24 protein-coding genes and 1 tRNA gene are annotated in these 20,953 nt (G+C 40.7%); 16 read left to right on the forward strand and 9 right to left on the reverse strand.

Going from position 1 to position 20,953, the window contains the following annotated elements:
* The first annotated feature begins 10 nt into the window (after nt 1-10).
* The 5 genes from fabZ (at nt 11) to SOI82_RS09040 (ending at nt 3,470) form a co-directional block, all read left to right on the forward strand.
* Complete coding sequence (gene fabZ / locus SOI82_RS09020) at nt 11-448, forward strand: 3-hydroxyacyl-ACP dehydratase FabZ (protein WP_320668409.1); 438 nt, start codon at nt 11-13, stop codon at nt 446-448.
* A gap of 5 nt (nt 449-453) precedes the next feature.
* On the forward strand, nt 454-1,305 hold the full coding sequence (gene lpxA / locus SOI82_RS09025) for an acyl-ACP--UDP-N-acetylglucosamine O-acyltransferase (protein ID WP_320667088.1): 852 nt from the start codon (nt 454-456) through the stop codon (nt 1,303-1,305).
* Nucleotides 1,306-1,307: 2 nt separating this feature from the next.
* Nucleotides 1,308-2,480, forward strand: coding sequence for a lipid-A-disaccharide synthase (gene lpxB, locus SOI82_RS09030; RefSeq protein WP_320667089.1), 1,173 nt, complete (start codon nt 1,308-1,310; stop codon nt 2,478-2,480).
* Entirely contained in the window at nt 2,480-3,109 is a 630-nt protein-coding gene (gene msrA, locus SOI82_RS09035; protein WP_320667090.1) for a peptide-methionine (S)-S-oxide reductase MsrA, read from the forward strand. Before lpxB ends, msrA begins: the two co-directional genes overlap by 1 nt.
* Nucleotides 3,110-3,254: 145 nt before the next feature.
* Complete coding sequence (locus SOI82_RS09040) at nt 3,255-3,470, forward strand: hypothetical protein (protein ID WP_320667091.1); 216 nt, start codon at nt 3,255-3,257, stop codon at nt 3,468-3,470.
* A 119-nt stretch (nt 3,471-3,589) separates the two neighbouring features.
* Here SOI82_RS09040 and SOI82_RS09045 read toward each other — a convergent pair whose 3' ends face one another.
* A complete protein-coding gene (locus SOI82_RS09045) occupies nt 3,590-5,095 on the reverse strand; it encodes a leucyl aminopeptidase (RefSeq protein WP_320667092.1) in 1,506 nt (501 codons plus the stop codon).
* A gap of 38 nt (nt 5,096-5,133) precedes the next feature.
* The gene (locus SOI82_RS09050; protein WP_320667093.1) at nt 5,134-5,730 is read right to left on the reverse strand and encodes a GIY-YIG nuclease family protein; all 597 of its coding nucleotides are present in this window, start codon (nt 5,728-5,730) and stop codon (nt 5,134-5,136) included.
* A gap of 503 nt (nt 5,731-6,233) precedes the next feature.
* Between SOI82_RS09050 and SOI82_RS09055 the strand changes: the two genes are divergently transcribed.
* The 3 genes from SOI82_RS09055 to pyrF are packed head-to-tail and all read left to right on the forward strand — an operon-like array spanning nt 6,234 to nt 8,606.
* Nucleotides 6,234-6,560, forward strand: a complete 327-nt coding sequence (locus tag SOI82_RS09055) for a DUF1825 family protein (RefSeq protein ID WP_320667094.1) — start codon at nt 6,234-6,236, stop codon at nt 6,558-6,560.
* A 45-nt stretch (nt 6,561-6,605) separates the two neighbouring features.
* Nucleotides 6,606-7,856: a tyrosine--tRNA ligase gene (gene tyrS / locus SOI82_RS09060; protein ID WP_320667095.1), complete on the forward strand. Its 1,251-nt coding sequence runs from the start codon at nt 6,606-6,608 to the stop codon at nt 7,854-7,856.
* Nucleotides 7,857-7,874: 18 nt separating this feature from the next.
* Nucleotides 7,875-8,606 carry an orotidine-5'-phosphate decarboxylase gene (pyrF, locus tag SOI82_RS09065; protein ID WP_320667096.1) on the forward strand — a complete coding sequence of 244 codons (732 nt, stop codon included), beginning with the start codon at nt 7,875-7,877 and terminating at the stop codon, nt 8,604-8,606.
* Here the strand turns inward: pyrF and plsY are convergent.
* The 5 genes from plsY to SOI82_RS09090 are packed head-to-tail and all read right to left on the reverse strand — an operon-like array spanning nt 8,594 to nt 12,835.
* Nucleotides 8,594-9,193: a glycerol-3-phosphate 1-O-acyltransferase PlsY gene (gene plsY, locus SOI82_RS09070; RefSeq protein ID WP_414153531.1), complete on the reverse strand. Its 600-nt coding sequence runs from the start codon at nt 9,191-9,193 to the stop codon at nt 8,594-8,596. The two genes, pyrF and plsY, sit on opposite strands and share 13 nt — an antisense overlap.
* Nucleotides 9,194-9,213: 20 nt before the next feature.
* Nucleotides 9,214-10,230, reverse strand: a complete 1,017-nt coding sequence (locus SOI82_RS09075) for a DUF3086 domain-containing protein (protein WP_320667098.1) — start codon at nt 10,228-10,230, stop codon at nt 9,214-9,216.
* Nucleotides 10,231-10,260: 30 nt separating this feature from the next.
* Entirely contained in the window at nt 10,261-10,686 is a 426-nt protein-coding gene (locus tag SOI82_RS09080; RefSeq protein ID WP_320667099.1) for a DUF3119 family protein, read from the reverse strand.
* 5 nt (nt 10,687-10,691) lie between these two features.
* Entirely contained in the window at nt 10,692-11,438 is a 747-nt protein-coding gene (locus tag SOI82_RS09085; RefSeq protein WP_320667100.1) for an ABC transporter permease, read from the reverse strand.
* A complete protein-coding gene (locus tag SOI82_RS09090; protein ID WP_414153510.1) occupies nt 11,435-12,835 on the reverse strand; it encodes an MFS transporter in 1,401 nt (466 codons plus the stop codon). The genes SOI82_RS09085 and SOI82_RS09090 overlap by 4 nt, the downstream gene beginning before the upstream one ends.
* Nucleotides 12,836-12,920: 85 nt before the next feature.
* Between SOI82_RS09090 and SOI82_RS09095 the strand changes: the two genes are divergently transcribed.
* A tRNA-Gly gene (locus SOI82_RS09095) sits at nt 12,921-12,991 on the forward strand.
* A 10-nt stretch (nt 12,992-13,001) separates the two neighbouring features.
* Here the strand turns inward: SOI82_RS09095 and SOI82_RS09100 are convergent.
* Nucleotides 13,002-15,074 (reverse strand): isoamylase, encoded by a 2,073-nt coding sequence (locus SOI82_RS09100; protein WP_320667101.1) that lies wholly within the window; start codon nt 15,072-15,074, stop codon nt 13,002-13,004.
* Nucleotides 15,075-15,143: 69 nt separating this feature from the next.
* Here SOI82_RS09100 and SOI82_RS09105 point away from each other — a divergent pair, with 69 nt between their 5' ends.
* The 3 genes from SOI82_RS09105 (at nt 15,144) to gluQRS (ending at nt 17,244) form a co-directional block, all read left to right on the forward strand.
* On the forward strand, nt 15,144-15,791 hold the full coding sequence (locus tag SOI82_RS09105; protein WP_414153532.1) for an MBL fold metallo-hydrolase: 648 nt from the start codon (nt 15,144-15,146) through the stop codon (nt 15,789-15,791).
* A gap of 165 nt (nt 15,792-15,956) precedes the next feature.
* On the forward strand, nt 15,957-16,232 hold the full coding sequence (locus SOI82_RS09110; RefSeq protein WP_320667103.1) for an HU family DNA-binding protein: 276 nt from the start codon (nt 15,957-15,959) through the stop codon (nt 16,230-16,232).
* 85 nt (nt 16,233-16,317) lie between these two features.
* Nucleotides 16,318-17,244, forward strand: a complete 927-nt coding sequence (gluQRS, locus tag SOI82_RS09115; RefSeq protein ID WP_320667104.1) for a tRNA glutamyl-Q(34) synthetase GluQRS — start codon at nt 16,318-16,320, stop codon at nt 17,242-17,244.
* A 193-nt stretch (nt 17,245-17,437) separates the two neighbouring features.
* Here gluQRS and SOI82_RS09120 read toward each other — a convergent pair whose 3' ends face one another.
* Nucleotides 17,438-17,650, reverse strand: a complete 213-nt coding sequence (locus tag SOI82_RS09120; protein ID WP_320667105.1) for a hypothetical protein — start codon at nt 17,648-17,650, stop codon at nt 17,438-17,440.
* 242 nt (nt 17,651-17,892) lie between these two features.
* On the opposite strand from SOI82_RS09120, the gene SOI82_RS09125 reads away from it, so the two are divergent.
* The 4 genes from SOI82_RS09125 to SOI82_RS09140 all read left to right on the forward strand — a co-directional run bounded on the left by SOI82_RS09125 (nt 17,893) and on the right by SOI82_RS09140 (nt 20,264).
* Entirely contained in the window at nt 17,893-18,240 is a 348-nt protein-coding gene (locus tag SOI82_RS09125; RefSeq protein WP_320667106.1) for a hypothetical protein, read from the forward strand.
* Between the two features lie 400 nt (nt 18,241-18,640).
* Complete coding sequence (locus SOI82_RS09130) at nt 18,641-18,943, forward strand: hypothetical protein (RefSeq protein ID WP_320667107.1); 303 nt, start codon at nt 18,641-18,643, stop codon at nt 18,941-18,943.
* Nucleotides 18,944-19,731: 788 nt separating this feature from the next.
* Nucleotides 19,732-19,947, forward strand: a complete 216-nt coding sequence (locus tag SOI82_RS09135) for a hypothetical protein (RefSeq protein WP_320667108.1) — start codon at nt 19,732-19,734, stop codon at nt 19,945-19,947.
* Between the two features lie 77 nt (nt 19,948-20,024).
* Complete coding sequence (locus SOI82_RS09140) at nt 20,025-20,264, forward strand: hypothetical protein (RefSeq protein ID WP_320667109.1); 240 nt, start codon at nt 20,025-20,027, stop codon at nt 20,262-20,264.
* Nucleotides 20,265-20,953: the final 689 nt, after the last annotated feature.

A 20,953-nucleotide genomic window follows, 5' to 3' on the forward strand; every position in this document is an offset into this window, starting at 1 on the left:
TTCTTCCTCTATGCCTCAAGTGCTTACAACTGAACAAATTATGGGGTTATTGCCTCATAGATATCCTTTCGCATTGGTTGACCGTGTTCTCGAGCATGAACCTGGCAAAAGGGCTGTGGCTATAAAGAATGTCACAATTAATGAGCCTCAATTTCAAGGGCATTTCCCAGATAGACCTTTAATGCCTGGTGTTTTGATCGTTGAGGCAATGGCTCAAGTAGGTGGCTTGATTGTGACCCAAATGCCAGATTTGCCGAAGGGACTTTTTGTGTTTGCTGGCATAGATGGCGTTCGGTTTCGCCGGCCAGTAGTGCCTGGCGACCAGCTTGAAATTACTTGTGAGCTTATTAGTCTCAAGAGGAAGAGATTTGGGAAAGTTAGCGGCAAAGTAACAGTTGATGATCAGCTGGTTTGCTCTGGTGAACTCATGTTTTCTTTAGTTGATTGAAGGCTATGAGTGAGTTTCGACACCCTTCAACTTTGACCATTAACAAACCTCCAGAAGTACACCCTTTGGCAAATGTTGATCCGAAGGCAGAACTTGAAGAGGGCGTAGTTATTGGCTCAGGAGCTGTAGTAGGTCCAGAAGTGAAGATAGGCTCTCAGACTTGGATTGGCCCAAATGTTGTTCTTGATGGACGATTAACAATTGGATCTCAAAATAGGATTTTTCCAGGAGCTTGCTTAGGTCTTGAGCCTCAAGACCTTAAATATAAAGGAGCCTCTACAGAGGTAGTCATAGGCGATAGAAATACGATTCGAGAATGTGTGACGATTAATCGTGCTACGGAAGAAGGTGAAGCGACAAAGGTTGGGAATGAGAATTTGTTGATGGCTTATTGCCATTTAGGCCACAATTGTTTGCTTGGTAATGGAATTGTTATGTCTAATGGCATTCAAGTTGCAGGTCACGTTTTTATTGAAGATTGGGCAGTAATTGGTGGTTGTGTGGGTATTCATCAATTTGTGCACATAGGAAGATTAGCCATGGTTGGAGGTATGACTAAGGTTGATAGGGATGTTCCTCCTTTTTGTTTGGTAGAAGGACATCCAGGAAGGTTGCGTGGAATAAATCGTGTTGGTCTTCGTCGTAGGGGAGTCAACAATGATCAAGGTGGTGAACTTCGCCAATTGCAAGAAATCTGGACCCTTTTATTTCGTTCAGAGAACGTTCTTGTTAAAAGTCTTGAGCTGGCTAGAAAGCAACAATTATTTCCTGCGGCCAAACACTTATGTGACTTTCTTCAAGCCTCTATTCAGCAAGATAGAAGAGGGCCGATGACATTTAAGAAGAGTACTAATTAACAATGCGAATGCTTATTAGTACTGGGGAAGTCTCTGGAGACTTGCAGGGAAGTCTTTTGATTCAGGCCTTACATCGTGAGGCATTAAAACGCTCAATGCCACTTGAGTTGGTTGCTATTGGTGGGCCTCGAATGAAAGAGGCTGGTGCTGAATTAATTGCTGATACTGCTCCAATGGGAGCAATTGGCCTTTTTGAAGCTTTACCTCTTCTTTGGCCAACATTGAAATTGCAAAATAGAGTTGAGAAGTTTTTAAGAGGTAAACCTCTAGATGCTGTTGTCTTAATTGATTATATGGGACCTAATATCAGACTTGGGAATAAGTTGCGGCGGAAGAAAGCTGAACTTCCAATCATTTATTACATAGCTCCTCAAGAATGGGCTTGGCGCTTAGGTGATGGAGGAACTACTGATTTAATAGGCTTTACAGATAAAATACTTGCGATATTTAAAGCTGAAGCTGATTTTTATAGTCAAAGAGGAGGAGATGTTACTTGGGTAGGACACCCTATGATTGATGTACTTAGTCCTTTGCCCACTAGAAATAAGGCTCTTGCACGACTCGGAATTGGAGCTGATGAAAAGCTCCTGTTACTTTTACCAGCTTCTAGGCCTCAAGAGATTCGCTATTTGATGCCTATTTTAGCTAAAGCTGCATTTTTACTTCAGCAGCATAATCCTTCTATTAATGTCTTAGTACCTGCTGGCTTGTCTTCATTTGAAGAGCCTATTGATAAGGCCTTGATTGATGCTGGAGTGCATGGGAAAGTGATTCCAGCAAATCAAACTGATGAACTTAAACCATTTCTCTTTGCAGGTGCTGATCTTGCTTTAGGGAAATCGGGAACAGTCAATATGGAATTAGCATTAAATAGAGTTCCTCAGATTGTGGGATATAAAGTGAGTAAAGTTACTGCCTTTTTGGCTAAGAAATTATTGCGTTTTAATGTGGATCACATTTCACCAGTCAACCTTCTATTGAAGGAACGATTAGTTCCAGAGCTCGTACAAGATGAATTTACCCCACAATTAATCAAACAATTGGCAATTCCTTTACTTGAAGATCCTCAGAGTAGGTCCAGGATGTTAGAAGGTTATGAACGTCTTAGAGAGCAACTGGGTGAGCCAGGTGTTACAGATAGAGCAGCAAAAGAAATCTTTGATTTAGTCCATTGATGAAACGTATTTCAAAAATTTTGAGGGGACTCCTGTTAGCTGCTGCCCTCTGTCTTTTTTGTTTTTCTTTGCCAGGGCTAGTAGAAGCAAGTCAGCAAGAAGGAGTTTTTGCGGGAGGTTGTTTTTGGTGCTTAGAACATGACTTAGAGAACCTTCCTGGTGTATTAAAAGTGGAAAGTGGATATACCGGAGGAAATCTCTCTAAGCCTACTTATCCCAACCATAAAGGACATCAAGAGGCTGTAATTGTTTCTTTTGATTCAGGGAAAATAAGTTACGAGAAACTTTTGAGAAATTATTGGCGCAATGTTGACCCACTTGATGGCGGCGGGCAATTTTGTGATCGAGGAGATTCCTACCGCCCAGTAATTTTTACTAGTGGTGACAGCCAGCGAAGTGATGCAATTGAAAGTATGAGAGCAGCTGCAAAGGAGTTAAACCAGCCTGCTAATGCTCTTCAGGTTGACATTCAGGATGCGCAGAAGTTTTGGCTGGCTGAGGAATACCATCAGGATTTTGCTAAGAAAAATAGTCTTAAATATAATTTTTATCGCTATAGCTGCGCGAGAGATAAGCGCTTAGATGAGGTATGGGGAGATGAAGCTAGAAGCGGAAAAGCTTGGAGGTAAAAAGACAAAGAGGAGGGTAAATATAACGGAAACCTTAAGGAAAAATCTCTTATAGGTATTTTTTTCGATGAAGATACGGCTTCCCACCTATCGCTTCTTGCCGAAATTCGCTTACCATTTGTCCGTGGTTAAGTGAAGGGCATGTATGTATCTGCTGACAGTTAAGGATGGGCTGGTGACTAGACACGTAGGGCCTTATATCACCCCAAAGCAGGCTTCAGACGATCTAGATAGGGTGTTGTCTTCTTGTACAGAGAGAGCTCGCTGGCAGATTCACGCTTTAGAAAATCCCAAGACAAAATCTTTTTCAGAAAGGATCAATGAAAGAGATAAAGCTTTTACTGCTGCTGCTGCTTCTTGAAGTTTCTTGCTAACTAAGTTCAGTAAGGCTTCTGCATACTTGAAGTCTTCTTCAGATGAATTTATTTATTTTTCAATTTAAATGCTCTAACTTGATCTTAATTTTTAGCCCTCATTACATTATTTCTTTTTATTGAGGGCTTGATTGCTTTCGCCCAATGGTTTGCAAGCCCAGTTAACTAGCGTTCGTACACCGTATCCAGTTGCACCAGCAGGGTTAATTCCACGATCTTTGTCAGTCCAAACTGTTCCTGCGATATCTATATGGGCCCAAGGAATAGATTCTTTTACAAATTCTTTAAGGAAAAGGCCTGCAGTGATTGAACCTCCTGCTCTGGGTCCAGTGTTTTTTATATCTGCAAGCATCGATTTTAAACCTTCTTTATATGAACTTCTTAGAGGCATTCTCCAAAGTCCTTCTCCAGTGCTATCAGCTGCTTCTATTAATTCCATTGCCAGCTCATCGTCGTCAGTCCAAAGCCCAGCTATTTCATCTCCAAGTGCGATGACGCAGGCACCTGTAAGAGTTGCAAGATCGACTATTGCATCTGGCTCAAGTTCACAGGCATAGATGAGTGCATCAGCAAGCGTTAGTCGTCCTTCTGCATCTGTGTTATTGATTTCTATGGTTTTTCCATTCGAGGCTTGAACTATGTCGCCTGGATGCACGGCGGAACCATTTATCATGTTTTCGCATGCAGCAACTATGAAATGTACTTCTATGTCTTTTGGACGTAGCTCTGCTAATGCTCTAGCTGCACCGATAACTGCTGCACTCCCTCCCATGTCGAATTTCATCATTTCTATTTGGGCTGCACCTACTTTCAGGTTGTAGCCTCCTGAGTCAAAAGTTAATCCTTTGCCCACCATTGCAAGACGTCTTTTTACTGGTCCATCAGGTCTATATATGAGATGAATGAATTGCGGAGCCATATCTGATCCTTGAGCGACTGCAAGATAAGCTCCCATTCCTCTTTCTTTGCATTCTTCTGCTCCTAGGATTATTGACTCAAGGCCATATTCATTTGCAATTTGAACAGCTTGCTCAGCAAGTGCTTTAGGGGTAAGACTATTGGGCGGGGAACCTACAAGTTCTCTAGCTAGTTCAACACCTGCACAAATAGGAGTCACTCTTTCAAGGACTTTTTTTGATTCAATCCTGACACCAAGCAATTCAAGGGCTTCTGGCCTAAGTATTGGGTCAGGATTATTTCGGAATCGGAGATCTTTAAAAAGTGAAAGGCGCAGTGCTTCCCCTACTGCTAAAGCTGTTGTTTCAGAATCAAACTGATTCCAAGGAAGCATAATGCCTAATTTGCCTGAGCTCCCAAAACTTGCACGCGCCCCTATGGAGGCCGCCTTGCGAAGGTCATCTAGAAGAAGGGCTTTAGGCTCTCCTAGTCCTACCAGAATCACTTGGGCAGGTGTTTGGCCAAGAAGTTGAAACTTTGTTACCTCTCCTGTCTTTGCTTTGAAGTTGATTTTTTGTAGCTCTTTCACCAGTGTTTCCTGATGCGGATGCTCATATTTGTTGAGTTGTTCTTCAATCTTTCCTTCATAGAGGCCCAAAATAAGAATTGATCCATCCCAGTTTTTTATACCGGAAGGATTGAGAGAAATTTCCATTTTTGCGGCGTGTTGGATTTGAGTTTAAGAAGCTTTTTTCAGCTTGTTTCTGCAGTGAAGGGTGTCCCCCAATGAGCCCTGGTTTCTTTGTTGAAAGGTGGAAGCCAGCGCTGAATTAGCTCTTGTTCGATCTTTCTTCGGGATCGTGTGTTTTCTGGGACATCAGACCAGAAACGAATGCTGATCTGATTTTGAATTCCAGCAAAACTTAGTGCTTCAGAATAGGCTGCCAGATAAGATTTGCAGTCATGTTCACCTTTCCATCGTTTATCTGCTGCAACGGTTTCTCCTATGTAAAGCAGTATCTGTGACTCAAAGTCTGCTAGTCGATCCATTACTAGATATATAGCTGGACCTTGGAGAGAGCATTTTGGCCATCTCCAGAAGCTCAGTGGTACAGGTGTGAGCTTTAATGGTTCAAAATCATCAATAGGAGCTTTTTCGAATTTTGTAAAAAGAGAGCCTTGGTGATGACTATTTAATCCTTGAAAAAGTTGGGATTGATAATTATGAATTCTTGCTTGCCAACTTTTTAAGACCTCTTTGCTGAGTCTTAGTTCCTTGTGAGGTGAGCTAAGGGTATTGGGGGCACTATTGCTAGGGAATAGGTCTCCTTGTTTTTTTGATGCTTCCATTTGACTTATTGCCTTAGCTTGTTGGTACTTTTGTTCTGAATTTTTAGAAGTTGTTAGAGACCAACTTGAGAAATTCAGTCAATATGATTTAAAACTCTATCAGTGATAAAGCTGCTTCAGAGTCTTGCTTTAACCCTCTTGATCAAAAGTGGCATAAATAATAGAGATAATTTGAAAGGCAGCTTATACTTTTAATCCTCAAATGAAATGAATTAGTAATAGTAAATTTTGATTTAGTTTTAAATGAATAAATAATCATCTAGTTTTTAGGGAACCTGGTTTGAAAATTTGGCCTATCTCAAATTTTTCTTTAAAGAAGTTGAGGTGAGGTTCTTCCCCCCTTCCACTTCCTGTACTGTTCCCTAAGATCTACTGACAATAATTTGGACCTTGCCTTTAAATCGCAATGGACCTGTCCTTGCGATTCAATAAAGTTCAAGTTGTTGAACAATTCGCAGTCTATGCGAATTGTTCCCAAGTATTGAAAATACAGGCTTTTTTAAATGGCGTTTTTTGAATCCGAAATTGTTCAAGAGGAGGCTAAAAGCCTTTTTAATGATTATCAGGAACTTATGAAGCTTGGTTCTGATTATGGAAAATTTGATCGAGAAGGGAAAAAAATGTTTATAGATACTATGGAGGCCTTGATGGAGCGCTATAGGGTTTTTATGAAGAGGTTTGAACTGTCTGAAGATTTTCAAGCAAAAATGACTGTTGAGCAATTGAGAACTCAATTAGGCCAGTTTGGAATTACTCCTGAACAAATGTTTGATCAGATGAACACCACTTTGAACAGAATGAAAGCTCAACTTGAAGAATCTTCTGGTTGAGTTAATTCAAGACCTCTAAAATCTGCCTATTTCGATCACGTGCTCATGCCGGTGAAAACAACGTCATTGCCGGCTTGGCTAGAAAGAGGAGTAGCAGATCTTTTCCCTGCAGGCACCAGAGATGAAAAAGAAAAGAATCTTGCACACCTTCTTGAAGAGCGCGTCAAAAAGTCAATTCCTTTGCGGGTCAAATTGGGGATTGATCCAACAGGGAGTGAGATTCATTTAGGACATACCATTCTTTTTCGAAAGCTTCGGGCTTTTCAAGATGAAGGACATACTGCTGTTTTGATTATTGGAGACTTCACCGCACGGATAGGTGATCCAACTGGTAAAAATAAAACGAGAGTCCAATTAAGTCCTGAACAAGTTGAGAAGAATGCAAAGACTTACCTTGAGCAATTGGGTCTTGGTAAACCACCTGAAATTTCTTTGTTAGATTTCACAACTCCTGGTCGATTGGAAGTACGTCGTAATAGTGAATGGTTGGCTGCCCTTGACCTCTCTCAAGTAATTGACTTGCTTAGTAATGCAACTGTTGGCCAAATGCTTGCTAAGGAGGACTTTGGAAATCGATCTGAATCGGGTGTCCCTATTTCTTTGCATGAGTTTCTTTACCCACTTCTTCAGGGATATGACTCTGTAGCTGTTAATGCTGATGTTGAACTAGGTGGAACTGATCAAAAATTCAATGTTGCCATGGGTAGAGATCTGCAGCGTCGTTTTAATCAAAGACAGCAGTTTGGATTGCTTTTGCCCATCTTGGTAGGTTTGGATGGGGTCCAAAAGATGAGTAAAAGTCTTGGGAATACGGTGGGACTTTATGAAGATGCTTTATCGATGTACTCCAAACTAGAAAAGGTTTCTGATCACCTCGTGAGTAGTTATCTGACGCTATTAACTGATTTGGATATAAGAAAAACATTGGCTTCTAGTCCAAGAGAAAGGCAGAAGACTATGGCTTTAGCAGTTACAGCTAGTTTTCATGGCCTTCCTGCGGCCAAGGTTGCCCAAGCTAATGCTGAAACTTTGGTTGCAGGGTGTCGAGACGACATGGCAGAGGTTTCCGTTATCTCTCTTTCAAAGGTTAATTTCCCTGCTAAAGCATTTTATTTGCTTAGTTCTATTGGTTTGTGTTCGAGCAGTAGTGAAGCGAGACGTCAGATTCAGGGAGGTGCTGTTCGCTTAGATGGTAAAAAAATTACCGAGCCAAATATGGAGTTTTCTGAAAAAAAGATGTTGTTGGGCAAAGTAATTCAGATTGGGAAGAAGACTTTTAGAAGGTTCGCCAATTAAATAAACCTATAAATCCTCATGAAGTTTGACCCCGCAGATAAATTAATTCTTGCTTTGGATGGAATGGATCAGTCTGAGGTGTTTGAGTTGATTGCAAAGTTGAATAACTTGAGATGGGTAAAAGTTGGGCTGGAGTTATTTATTAGCAATGGACGAGAAATTATACTTGCTTTAAAAGATAGAGGCCTAAGAGTTTTTCTTGACCTGAAGTTTCACGACATACCGATAACGATGGCAGGTGCCTGTAGGCAAGCCGCTTCGACAGGTGCAGAACTAATCACTGTTCATGCTTGCGCAGGAATTGATGCACTTAAAGAGGCAAATGCCGCTGCTGCACAGGGGGCAAAATTTGCAGGTTTTGAGGCTCCTACTCTTTTGGCTGTAACGGTTTTAACAAGCTGGTCTTCGAATAAATTTGCTAATGAACTTATTATTAATCAGCCATTAGAAAAAAGAGTTGAATATCTGGCTAAACTATCTTTTGATGCTGGTATTGGTGGTTGTATTTGTTCACCTCTGGAAGTAAATTCTTTACGCAGGCTATTCCCTGAGGCTTTTGAGTTAGTGACACCTGGAATTAGGAATAAAGGTTTTGAGCATAATGATCAAGTTAGGATAATGAGTCCATCTGATGCCTTAAAGTCAGGAGCAACACGCTTGGTAATTGGTAGGCCTATTACACAAGCAAAGGACCCAATGAAAATATTTCAGGAATTCTGTAAAGAGGTATATGAGTCTCAACGTGATTGACCTATTTGGGGCTCATTCCCTTCTACCAAGCGTTTTAAATTGCTTCTATGCCTCCATAGAACTATCAACATTGTTAGTAAGCTAAAAGATAAATATGCAGGCTGAATTTCTCTCCCATCAAAACTTAAAAACATTAAAATAGGGAGGCTTATTGAAGATACAATGCTTGCTAAAGAGACGATTTTGCTAAGGCTTAACATCGTAAGGAAGATTCCAAAACAAGCCATCCCTACTTGCCAGGTTAGGCCTAAAAGTACACCCAGGCCTGTTGCGACGGCTTTGCCTCCTTTCCCCCCAAGCCAGATAGGCCAAATATGGCCAGCTAGGGCTGTTAGGCCTGCGCCCACTTGCCAATAGTCATTTAGGACCAAATTCTTTGCAATGAGAATTGGAATCACACCCTTAATGACATCAATTAAGAAAACGACTAGGGCTGGCCATTTGCCTACGTGACGTAAAACATTTGTAGCACCAGTAGAGCCCGAACCTATTCGACGTAAATCAATACCTGCAAGCCATTTGCCAGCAAGATAGCCACTTGGAATTGATCCAAGTAGATAACTAATCATTAGAGCGAGAATTCCCAAATTAAAAGTAAAGAAAGGCATTAGAGAAGCTCCTCTTCTTTGTAGAGCTCTTCAGGTTCAGCAGCAAATGCTAGCCAAAGTGGAAATTGAAGTATTGGAATTTCAACGCTTTGCTCGGCAGCATCTATAAGTATTAGTGGGACTTCTCCTCGTTCTTCTAACCGATCTGCTCGTTCTAAAACACCATTTGACCGTTCGAATAAAACAATGCCACTGTTAGGTCCGAAATCTTCTCGCTCAAGGCCCAAGGCATCTTGAAGGCCCCTCCTCCATTCTCCTAATCGTTCAGGTTGGCTAGCTAAAACAAGGGTTTGGAAACGATCTCCATATAGTTCTCCAAGAATGGAAATTAAACCAGCACTTATAAGAACATTTTTGGGCCTACTTCCTCTGCTTGGTTGTGCTCCTCTTCCTCCCATATTAAAAAACCAATCTTCTAAGAGTTCAATATCTTTTGAATCTAGACTTCTTCGTAACTTCCATGGATCGGCATAAAAGTCAGGTTGACCAAGAAATTGCTCTAAACATTCTCGGATCAGATTTTCATCAGGTTGGAATGTATTTGCTATGGCATCAACTTTTGCTGAGGTTTCGTTTATTTCCTCGGATTCTTTTTTGTCAAGTGGTGAGGGTTGAAGTACAACAGGTTGCACAACTAAATCGAGCTTTTCAGCTGATTGAGCAAGGCCCTGGAGAGCTCCTGTTAAATAATCTTGAAAACCTTTGACTCGTCTTGCAATAGCATCTGATTGTCCTGTGAAGGTAGTTTGTAGCTCTTCTTCAAGATTTGATTTACGCTTTGCGAGTACTTCAATTTCTTTAACAAGCTCATTTCTTCTAGACTCAATTTCTTTTAATGCGATCTCTATGAGAGGAGCAAAGTTGGCTTTATTATTGGGAATGTTGATAGTCTCATTTTGAGCTTGATTTGCTGGATTAGAGGGGGTATTAATTACAGGTGATTCCAAAGGAGTTTGAATCTCAGCAGGCTGCTCTGCTTTGTTCGTTTCTTTGGGAGAGGAATTTTGTTCGGACATTAATTATGAAGTTTTCAATTTTTTATAAGTTTAAGAAGACTTTGATAAGTCATTTTTTGGGGTTTCAAGAGCCCCAACTCTTAGTTTAAGTTGATTCTCAAGTGTTTTAGGATCAAAAAGTATAGGCAATAGGTGCGGACTAGCCTCTTCTCGGAAATAGAAGATGCCAGGAAGTTGTGGCAATAAGATTCTCCAGGCTAACCAACTTTTAAATGGGAAACGTCGCAGTTCTCGATCTAGTTGCCAAACTATTAGATCATTTGCAGTGAATTCCAATCGCAAGATGAGGGATTGAATCAACAAAAATAGGCCAAAAACACTTATGCATATAGCTGGCCAAGGATTAGGTGGAAATAGGAAGAGTGAAAGCCCTAAGAAGATTATTATTAAGGGCAATCGATATGAAGGTTTTAATACGACACTTTTAGAAGGATCCAATTGAGTTTGAGTGCTCATAATGATTAACCGAATAGGACTTGAGTTAACAAGACATCAACTAACGAAACAGTTACAAGAGTCATTACCACTGCTCCAGTTGTGCTTGTCCCGACTTCTTTTGGCCCCCCTCTTGTTGTAAGACCCCAGCCACAGGCTATTACAGCGATTTGAAGCCCAAAAACCACAGCCTTGATGAGCATGAATGGTAAGTCAGTGAGAACTAGCCAATCTCGAACCGAATTCCAGAACACACCTGGGGGGATCTGGTAAAGGGCCGTACTACTTATTTGGCCACTCCATAAAGCGACACTAAAAAAAAGCAAGCATTGAACTGGGGCCATTATTACCATTGCTATCAATCTAGGGACGACAAGATATTCAACAGGGTCAGTTCTCAGCATCGTTATTGCATCAATTTGTTCTGTAACTTTCATTGTTCCAAGTTGTGCTGCATAAGCCGTTGCAACTTTGCCCGTAAGAAGTGTTGCGGTAAGTAATGGTGCAATTTCTCTAGCCATCCCAATTGCTAATAGTCCCCCCACTTGTGATCCCACACCTTGTCTGCTTAGCTCAGCAGCTACTTGAATATTAAATACTGTTCCAGCAGCCACTCCAGTAATTAGAACAATAAGGAAGCTTCCTGGGCCAGCTTCAAGAAGTTGATCAAAGAGATCAATTCTGTCAATTTTTCCTCGTGCTATTGCTGCTATCGCTTGCCCTCCAATGATCAGACTGCTTCCTAGTCTTTTGAGCCAGCGAGGGGAGTTCATGAGACCAAAACCTTAACGGTTTTGGATTGATTTGGCCAATGGCGCATCACTCTCAAACCAATTGCAACGAGTAGAGCAGGTATCAACCCCATGAACAATCGAATTGTGAGGACAGCTGATGCTGGTTGATCTGCAAAGGTCATTGCGCCGGTGCATTCTGGAGCGGATTGATAGCCAGCCAGCCAAAGTAAACAAGTCACCAGCAATACACTTAGAGCAACTAGGATTTTTTGAATTAATACCATCCAGGCCGTATATGAACCTGCAGGTTTATCTGGATCTGAATCGATTGCATCTGGCAGTAGAGACCATGGAATTAAATAAGCGGTAGAAGCTCCAAAACCAGCAAGAAGAATGCAGGCAACAAGTGAAAGCATTTTTAATCCGTCAGCACTTGCTATATCTAGAAGGCTAAAAACATTTACTTGATGTGATAAAGGTGGCAAAAACATTGTCAAGATGCATGCTCCTATCCATAGCCCTCCCCCTTTGTTAAGTGCTTTAATCCGTCCATGCTTATTGGAGTACACACTCCAAGTTTGAAGGCCTGCTAGTGCACTGATTTGAAATAGTAATAAGAGCCATGTAGATATCGTCACTGGAAGCCTTATGACTTGGACCAGATAAAAGAGAGCAACAGTTTGCATTAGCTGCAGCCCGCACCAGAGAAGTAAATAGAGACTGAGAACTTTAATAAAATAGTTGTTTCTTATTATTCGGCTTAATTGGTTTAGTAATGGCTCTGTTTTCTGTTTAGGCTGTTGAGCTTTCTTTGCAAAAGGTGCGAGTCCCCAGCAGCAACAAAGGGTAGTTAATGTTGCTATTGTGCCAGTAATACGGCCCATTTCTATATAACCAGCAGTCCCTTTACTGGTTAGAAGGGACGCTACTAATAAGCCAGTTAAACTTGCAATTATTGACCCTGTGAATCTTGCTGCATTTAAACGCGTACGGATTGATGTTTGAGTGGTTAGTTCTGAAGCGAGGGCTGCATATGGAAGGTTGACACTGGTGTAAGCAGTCATCAGTAGCACCACTATAAATACGTAATAGAAGGTTTTTTCGAATACGCCTCCAGGTGGAACCCACCATATGGCCGCCAAACTTATCCCTAACGGTGCGGCCCCTATTGCTATCCATGGAAGGCGCGGCCCCCATCGTGAACGAGTGTGATCGCTAAGCCAACCTATTAAGGGATCGTTGAAGGCATCCCATAATTTTGTGACTGTTAAAAGTACTCCTCCAACCCAGACAGGAAGGCTTGCTGCGCATGTAAAGAATGGAAGTAAATAAAAGCCCAATTGAGCTGCTGCTAGACCAGTGCCAGCATCTCCTAAGCCATATGAGAACATCAGCCTTTGACGGTATCCCCTTTCGATTGTTTTGGAATTCTTCAAGCTTTCTAAAGGGGGACTCGCGAGGTCATAATGCAGTGGTACTTGCAAAAAGGTTCACCTTCATGGATGGCCTTTTGCCTTGTGTGCGGGCGTAGTTTAGTGGTAAAACCTCAGCCTTCCAAGCTGATGATGCGGGTTCGATTCCCGCCGCCCGCTTCTTGATTAATCAGAGTTTAATAGTTGAGGCATATTTGCTATCCAATAAAACAACAAGGCTTTTGCGGGCTAATCCAATAATTTGTTGATTAGGTTGTTTGACTGGGCTTATTAGATCATTTGGACTTTTCGAGGCAGTATCTAAAAGTCTTTCCCAAGAGCAAATTGGTGTAGGCAGTTCAAAAGACATTTTTTTGCTGTAGCTATTCAATCCCATCCACAACACTGCTCCTTGTTTACCTTGGTTGATGCTGTAACTGATTGTGTGAGACCAATGCCCCCAATCGGGCTGATTGACTTTGATCCCATGCCACTGCACCCAGAAATTATCTGAATTGCTTTTGCAATTCTCTTCAGCATCATTTGGGAGATTTTCAGGACTAAATAGCTGAGGAAGTAGTTTTCGAACGATTAACAATTTCTTCACATATGCGTGTAAGTCAAGGTCGCATTGGTTTGGGTGCCAAATCATCCACCCAAGCTGGTTGTTTTGGCACCAACTGTTGTTATTCCCTCCTTGACTTCTTCCAACTTCATCCCCCATTGACAACATAGGTATCCCTGGAGAAAGAAGAAGTGAAGAAATAAGATTAAGCTTTTGCCGTCTTCGAAGACTAGTTATCTCTATGTCACTAGTAGGTCCTTCAACATTGTTATTCCAGCTGTTGTTGTGATTCTCTCCATCACGATTATTTTCTCCATTTGCCAAGTTGTGCTTGACGCTGTAACTCACTAAATCATGCAGAGTGAATCCATCATGGGCTGTGATGAAGTTAATTGAACGGTTTTGGGCATTTTGGGCTTTGTATAACTCTTTACTACCCCTCAACCTGTCTTTCAATGACCAAACACTATTTTTTTCTCCTTTCCAGAACTTACGCAGATCGTCTCTGAAGTGACCATTCCAAGTGCTGATTCTGGTCGCAGGAAAATCTGATAATCGATAAAGCCCTCCACAATCCCAGGGCTCACTTATTAGTTTTAAATCACTTAAAGTTGGGTCTGATTCAATTTCTTCGAATAATGGTGGGGAGTTAAGTGGAGCTAAATCCTCCCCTCTGCTAAGAGCAATACCCAAATCAAATCGGAAGCCATCAACACCTAGCTCGATGGCCCAGCAGCGCATTGATTCGATAATTAATTGCCTTACTAGAGGCCTATTGGCGGCAATACTGTTACCACATCCACTGACATCTAGATATTCACCTTTTTTGTTTTGGTAGTAATAGAGAGACTCGTCAAAACCACGCCAACTGATCACAGGCCCATCTTTATTGCCTTCAGTGGTGTGGTTGTAAACAACATCAATTACGACTTCTAATCCTTGGTCATGGCATGCTGCCACTAAGTTACGGACTTGATTTCGGGCTTTTAAAGGGTCGTTTCCAACAATATAATTTTGATGTGGGGTGAACCAATTAATAGGGCTATACCCCCAGTAATTTTGAACTCCTTCTGGTGCATCTGAAGGGTCAAAAGAAAATACAGGAAGTAATTCAATTGTCGTGACCCCTAAGTCACGCAAGTAAGGGATTTTTTCTATTAATCCAATGAACGTTCCTTTGCAAGAAAAATCAACATTAGAGTCAGGGTTTTTGGTAAATCCTCCTAAATGAAGTTCGTAGATAATGCTTCGGCTCCAAAGATGCTTAGGGCGGGGATGAGATTCGAAATCGAAATGATCTCGTTCGCAAACAACACCTTTTAAGCATGAATGAAAATTTGGTGACGCTCCAGTTGCTTTATCCCTTTGATAAGTCTCCCAACCACAAATGGCTCTAGCACATGGGTCTAAGAGCACTTTGTTTGATTGCGACAAATTGCTTTGCGCTTCTCCCTCCTTAAAAACTCTGTAGCCATAACAGCACCCTGCATTTAATCCTTCAATTTCAATATGCCAGTAGTCACCAGAACGATTTTTATTGCTTAGCTTGAAAACATGTTCTGGACTGCTTTCATTTTCACTAGCAAATAAGAGCAGCTCCAAGCTGCTAGCTGTTGGTGCAGCTATGCAGAAATTCACACCTCTCTTAGTAATAGTGCTCCCAAGTGGCCAGGGCTTTCCTTCATGAATCTTGCTCACTGTTTTTCCCACCGGTTAAGCAGTAAGCATTTCGACCAAACTAATGGCTTAGGGCCTTTTAACAATCTAATGGTGCCTATTTCATCAGCTGACTCTGGCAATCAGCCAAAACAGCTGAAAAGTGCCCTTTGGGCCTTCCCTCCCAATAATCTATGTAATGGCAATAGATCTTGGTGGCTTGGTTGTGACCCTGAGCCTATTTTGATCGACTGTCCGCCTGTTAACGAAACAACTATAAATTTTTTGAAGAGTGTTTCACTTGGGCGTCAATCACTGATTGTTCTTACCAGTAGAGAAGCCCATGGAAGAGTTTCTGAATTGCAGGATGCATTGGAATGGCCAGTTCTTGTTCAGGAACAGGAGGCATATTTACTTCCAGGATTACTGCAATTAAAAAGTTTTTCTGCAAATCATGAAACGGTATCGGGTTTGCGCTTGCTTTGGACGCCAGGTCCCACTCCAGGAAGTTGTGTTGTTTATGCTCCGCCACCATGGAATGTGCTGTTCTGCGGACGTTTGCTGATTCCGTTGAAATCAAATCAATTGATATCTTTGCGCACAAAAAGTACTTTTCATTGGACTAGACAGCAAAAGAGTTTAAAGAAGCTGCGCCAATGGCTGCCTCGAGACCCCTTCCCAGAACTGGCTTCTGGGGCAGGCGCGAATTTACATCGAGGGGGGAAACTGTACAAATGGGAGTGTTGGAAGTCACCTTAAAAGGCAAGCCTTAAGGATTATCCAAGCTATAAAGCGTTGCGCCACAGCGTCTTTCGGTTGCCGCCAGAGCATTTGCTCCATACGATTAACGCGTTCGCGATTTTGATGGTGAATTCCTTTTTTGATTTCACCACTTAATGCCCTCTGTTAAATCACCCCTTCCAAATGAACAAAGCAGATTTGGTCAACCTAGTTGCAGCTCGTACCGAGCTAACTAAGACAGATGTTTCTCTTGTTATCGATGCCGCTATCGACACCATTATTGATTCTGTCGTGGAGGGCAAAAAGGTCTCCATTCTTGGTTTCGGCTCCTTTGAGCCACGTGATCGCTCAGCTCGCCAGGGCCTAAATCCAAAGACTGGTGAGAAAATTAAAATTCCTGCAAAGCGTGTTCCTGCTTTTACTGCAGGCAAAATGTTCAAAGATCGCGTTCAGGGTTGAAAAAATACGTTCTCTTTTTGGTGAGTGGTCTAAAAACCACTCACTTTTTTTGTGATTATTTAGATGAAGCTCTTAAAACAAATTAATGGGCTCGCATTCAAAACTCCCTGAAGAACTTTTGACGTTATTAAAAGAAGGCGAGAGGCTTCGTTCTCAATATTATCGGGGGCGTTTTGCTCCATCTCCTTCGGGTCCATTGCATTTAGGTAATTTGCGAACGGCTTTAGTTTCTTGGCTACGCGCTCGCTTGAGAGGAGGCGAATGGCTTTTAAGAATTGATGATTTGGATACCCCTAGAAATCGCTCTGGGGCTCTTGAGAGTATTCAGAAAGACCTTTCTTGGCTTGGTCTGAATTGGGATGGCCCGATTATTTTGCAGAGCAAGCGGCGAAAGTTATATGAATCTGTTCTTTTGGCTTTAAAACAGCAGGGCAAGTTATATCCATGTCGATGTAGTCGGCGTCTGTTGGGAAACAGAAATGGATTAAATGATGGGGATGGAAGCAATATTTATCCCGGCACTTGTAGAGAGTTGGGTTTGCCTTGGGATGCTACGGATGGAAGGTTGCCAAGCTTGAGATTACGAGTAGGGAAGAAATTTTCTAATACATCTGGAGATGTTCTTGTAAGGCGAGCCGATGGATTTATTGCATATCATTTGGCTTCTGTTTCTGACGAGTTGTTTTTAGGAATTAATGAGGTCGTCAGGGGGGAAGATTTAGCAAAGGCTTTGACTTCTCAACTTGCTGTTATTGATGCTTTGAAGCAGAAGCCTATTGCTTTTTTGCATACTCCTCTTTTTCTTGGGACTGATGGGATAAAACTTTCGAAGCGACAAGGTGGGGAGGCCGCAATGTCAACTCACGCGGAGTTCATGAATGCTGAGAATTTAATTGGCTTTTTAGCTGCAACTTTGGACCTTGTGCCTCAAGGCTCTGAATTATCTGCCTTAGAGCTTCTAAGTGAACTAAGAAATAACCAAGGCTCTATTGATACCGTTTTAACTGCCTGAGGCATTGTCTATAGCGTGTAAAACCCTTTTCGAGGACTACTTAGGGTCAATTGGTCTTGACTTTTATTTAACCAGTAAAAAGGCAAAATCCACCAAGACACTTTTTGGTAAAGCATCTTGGTGGCACTTTTGCCTTTTCAGTGTGCTCGCAAAGAGCACTTTATGCTTCAGGAGGGGATTGATCTCCTGGCTTTTAGAAGGCTACTGGAGCTTGATTGTCAGTTATGAAGAAGAAGACTCCTAAAGCAGCTCCAACAATGAACATTGGCAGGCCAACTAATAAATGGGAGGTGCTGAAACCTACTTGATTAGAACGCAGGGCGATATATCCAGCACCTGCTGCTCCCGCTGCTAAGGGAATTGCTGCGTGTAGAAAGCCTGCAACAGCGTGGTAATCGAAATACATCCTTAAAATTGATTTTCTTGCCAAATAGAGTATCTCAGTAAATCGTTGCTATTGAAGATCTTGTCATCTATTTGATTTATCTTTGTCAAGTTGCTTTGCCAATTTCCCCCTTTTTTGGGGGTTTGATCAGGTGAGGCAGGTTAAAGGGGGTATGAATCAAGTCCTTCACTTAATGAAGAACCAATTTTGCTTGTTACAGCCAGGAGTTGCTCTGACTGGTCAATCACTTCTTTTAGCAAGGAATGAATACCTTGAGTTTGAATAGCAAGATTCCTTTGATGTTTATGCTCCTGGTTGTATTGATTGGAGGCAGTGGGAGCAATACCTTGTCTGGGGAGGTCGAGCCTTTATCAAAATTAACGTCCTTATCCACTGCTTGCTTAGAGACTAGTCGAGTTTCAACTTGTAGAAGAGCATTGTCTCGTTCGGAAGTGTTACAGCGCCAAGCAGCTTCAATTGGAAACTATGCTTGTCAATCGCATTTGTTAGGGCTAGGAGCTGATTTGCTTATGGCTTCTTTTAATGAAGGGCGAGATGTATCGGTCAAGAGAATGCTAAAAGAAGTGCAAATTCTTTGTAGAGATCTTTAATTAAATCTCTGAAGCCAAATGAATCCAATAAATAAATTCTAGATGACTTTTAAGAGGTATTACCAAAGCTCTGCCAATAATCTGAGTGGTATTAAATTAATTTTTCTATTGTTTGGTATTGACATTTTTCAGGTGATTCTAAGGGATAGTTTTTCTGGGGCAAACAAATATATCTAGATTCCATACTGTTTATATGGTTATGATTTTGTTTACACTTAACAAGAGAGTTTTTAGGAGTGGCATTATGCTTTTTCAAAGCCTGAGCTGGTTCTTTATGGCTTTAGACCTTTGATTATCGCCTAAATTTTTAGCCTTAGATGAGCAAGCTTTACGTTTGAGTGCTCATTTTAGACTTTACGTGTATTCATAGTGTTATTAATTGATAAGTCTTTTTAGCGAGATGGACGAAACCAAAAGCTCTTCAGGGAAAGGCATGGGTGCTAGTCAAGGAAGTCAGAAATTAGGTGGGGAGCAGTCCCAAAAATCCAAAAAAAAGAAATGGACCAATAAATCAGGTGCGCCATCTGATGGCAGAGAGGTACTTCTTAAAGTAGGTGGTCTGGAGTACAAGGCTCCAGGGAGAAGGCAAAGAGTTGTTCTGGGAGGAATTGTCTTAGGGGGAAATTTAATCCTGGTTTTGGCTGTAATCCTGTATTTCTATAATCCCTCATTTAAAGAGTTTATAATTCATGTTGGGAAGTAATTTTTTCTGGGTATCTAGATGACATAAGATGTATATTTCGTAAAATGTATGTATCCATCAATAAATTATAGAAATAATAGCTTATATTTAAGCTATTATTTAGTGCCTCTTCAATAGTTTTTTGTCTCCTTTCTTTCTGAAGATAAGAGTCCAGCTTTTCTATCTCTTAGAACAACTTACTTTTTGGTTAATGGCTATTAAGAATTAAAATATATATCCATAGAATTTATCGATTAACCTAGCCTTTCCCTCATCTTTCTATTGCCTTTTAGCGCTTCTATTCTTGTTTGATCAACAACATAAGAAACTCTTTAAAAGCTATCTTTTTCAACACCTTCTTTGATTCGAGTAGTTCTCTCTAGTGGATTTGTTCTCTTTTGCTATTGTTGCTAGCCATATTAGCTGATAAAAGATATTTTACCTTTTAGATGCCCCCAATTTATGGGGTTTATAGACCAAAGAAATGAATTTCTAATTTAGGGTTCTATATCTTGCCGTGAAAGAGCTTCAGAAGCGAATTTACAAGAAATCGTCTAATTTATATAAGCCTCTAAGAAAGAATTTATTGGCTAATTTGAATAATTTTTATAATCAAAATCATTTGAATCAAAAGTATTGTTTGTTAATGAATATTTTAAGTAAAATTGACTGTCAAATTAAAAGCTTTTTTCATTATCGAATGATAGTGTCTGAGTGAAGAAATTGGAAGAGGGCAGTCAGTTAAACTAAGTATTTCATTCTTTAAGTTTGGGTAAGAATCTCCCAATAAAACCCTTTTTCATTGTTAAATGTATCGCTGGATACCTTTTGGGATGTCTGAAATGAGTTTGCAGAGCCCTCAATCTGAGAAGAGAGAAAACGTTCCACTTCAACGTAAAACCACATTGAAGTGGAGCAGTGATGGAGAATTGACTTCGGTTGATATGACGAGAATTCTCGATAAGCTTGCCAAGTCTGAACTTACAGAATGTGACTTGGCATGCAAATTGGATGAACTGGCTTAAAACTAGAGCCAGTGAGCCTGATGAAGGATAATTGAGAGGTCGTTTTTAGTTGAAGCTTTGAAAGCTATTAAAAAACAATGAGAATATTAATTGCAGCGACTTGTCTTTTGGTTATTAGCTTTTCGGCTTATTTGTTTTTAACAGGATACCGTTCAGCATTTGAAGCTGATCAAGCATGTCATGCTGAAAAGTGGACTTTATATGAGGATAACTCTAGTTTTGGCTGTGATCATGACTTAGAGACGAATCAGTGGATCTTGTATGAAGTATTACCCAATCACAAGCCTTCTAAAGTGCTGAAACGCTTTCACTATTAACTTATAGGTTAATGATATGAGCTAAAGATATATTTTTGACTTCACTTTAGGCTATAGATTTCCTAATTGATTTTCTTTAACTGGGAAATCATAAGTTCTTAGACCATAGTTTCTTTCTTGATAAGTATTTCATAAAGGAAAATATTTCACCCACGATGTCGTCCATATGATAAAGAAATATGAAAGACATTATGCTCACGCTAAAGATTAGTGATGTATGTAACTTTTTAACGCTCTAATAATCCTCTATTGGTGAGAAATCAGCCAATACAAGAGATTTCGAGAATATTTCAGTCGATCTTAGAGACTTTTAGTGTCTCCATTTTGGTTGAGTAAACCTACTTTTTTGTAGTAGATTTATATACGTTGGAGATGTTTGAGTATGAGTTGCGCTTAAAGCTTTCTGCTTGTTCTTAGCAAATATTCTTGGGAACATGTCACATTGTGATTACACTTACCACCAAAATTTACTTACGCCACTGATTTTGAAAAGAAGTTGTTTGAAATCTGCCATTATTTTCTTGTCATGTTGAATTATAGTTAGGGTGAGAAAGTTAATAAGAAAAGAGTTGAGATGTAGCATAAGAGCTTGTTTGAACTGCATTATTTAACACTATCGCGTACATCTGTACGTGAATTAATTAAATCGAATAGATAGCTATTGGCTTAACTCCTAAATTTTTAAGTAT

This window comes from Prochlorococcus sp. MIT 1307 (genome assembly GCF_034092395.1).
GTDB lineage: Bacteria > Cyanobacteriota > Cyanobacteriia > PCC-6307 > Cyanobiaceae > AG-363-K07.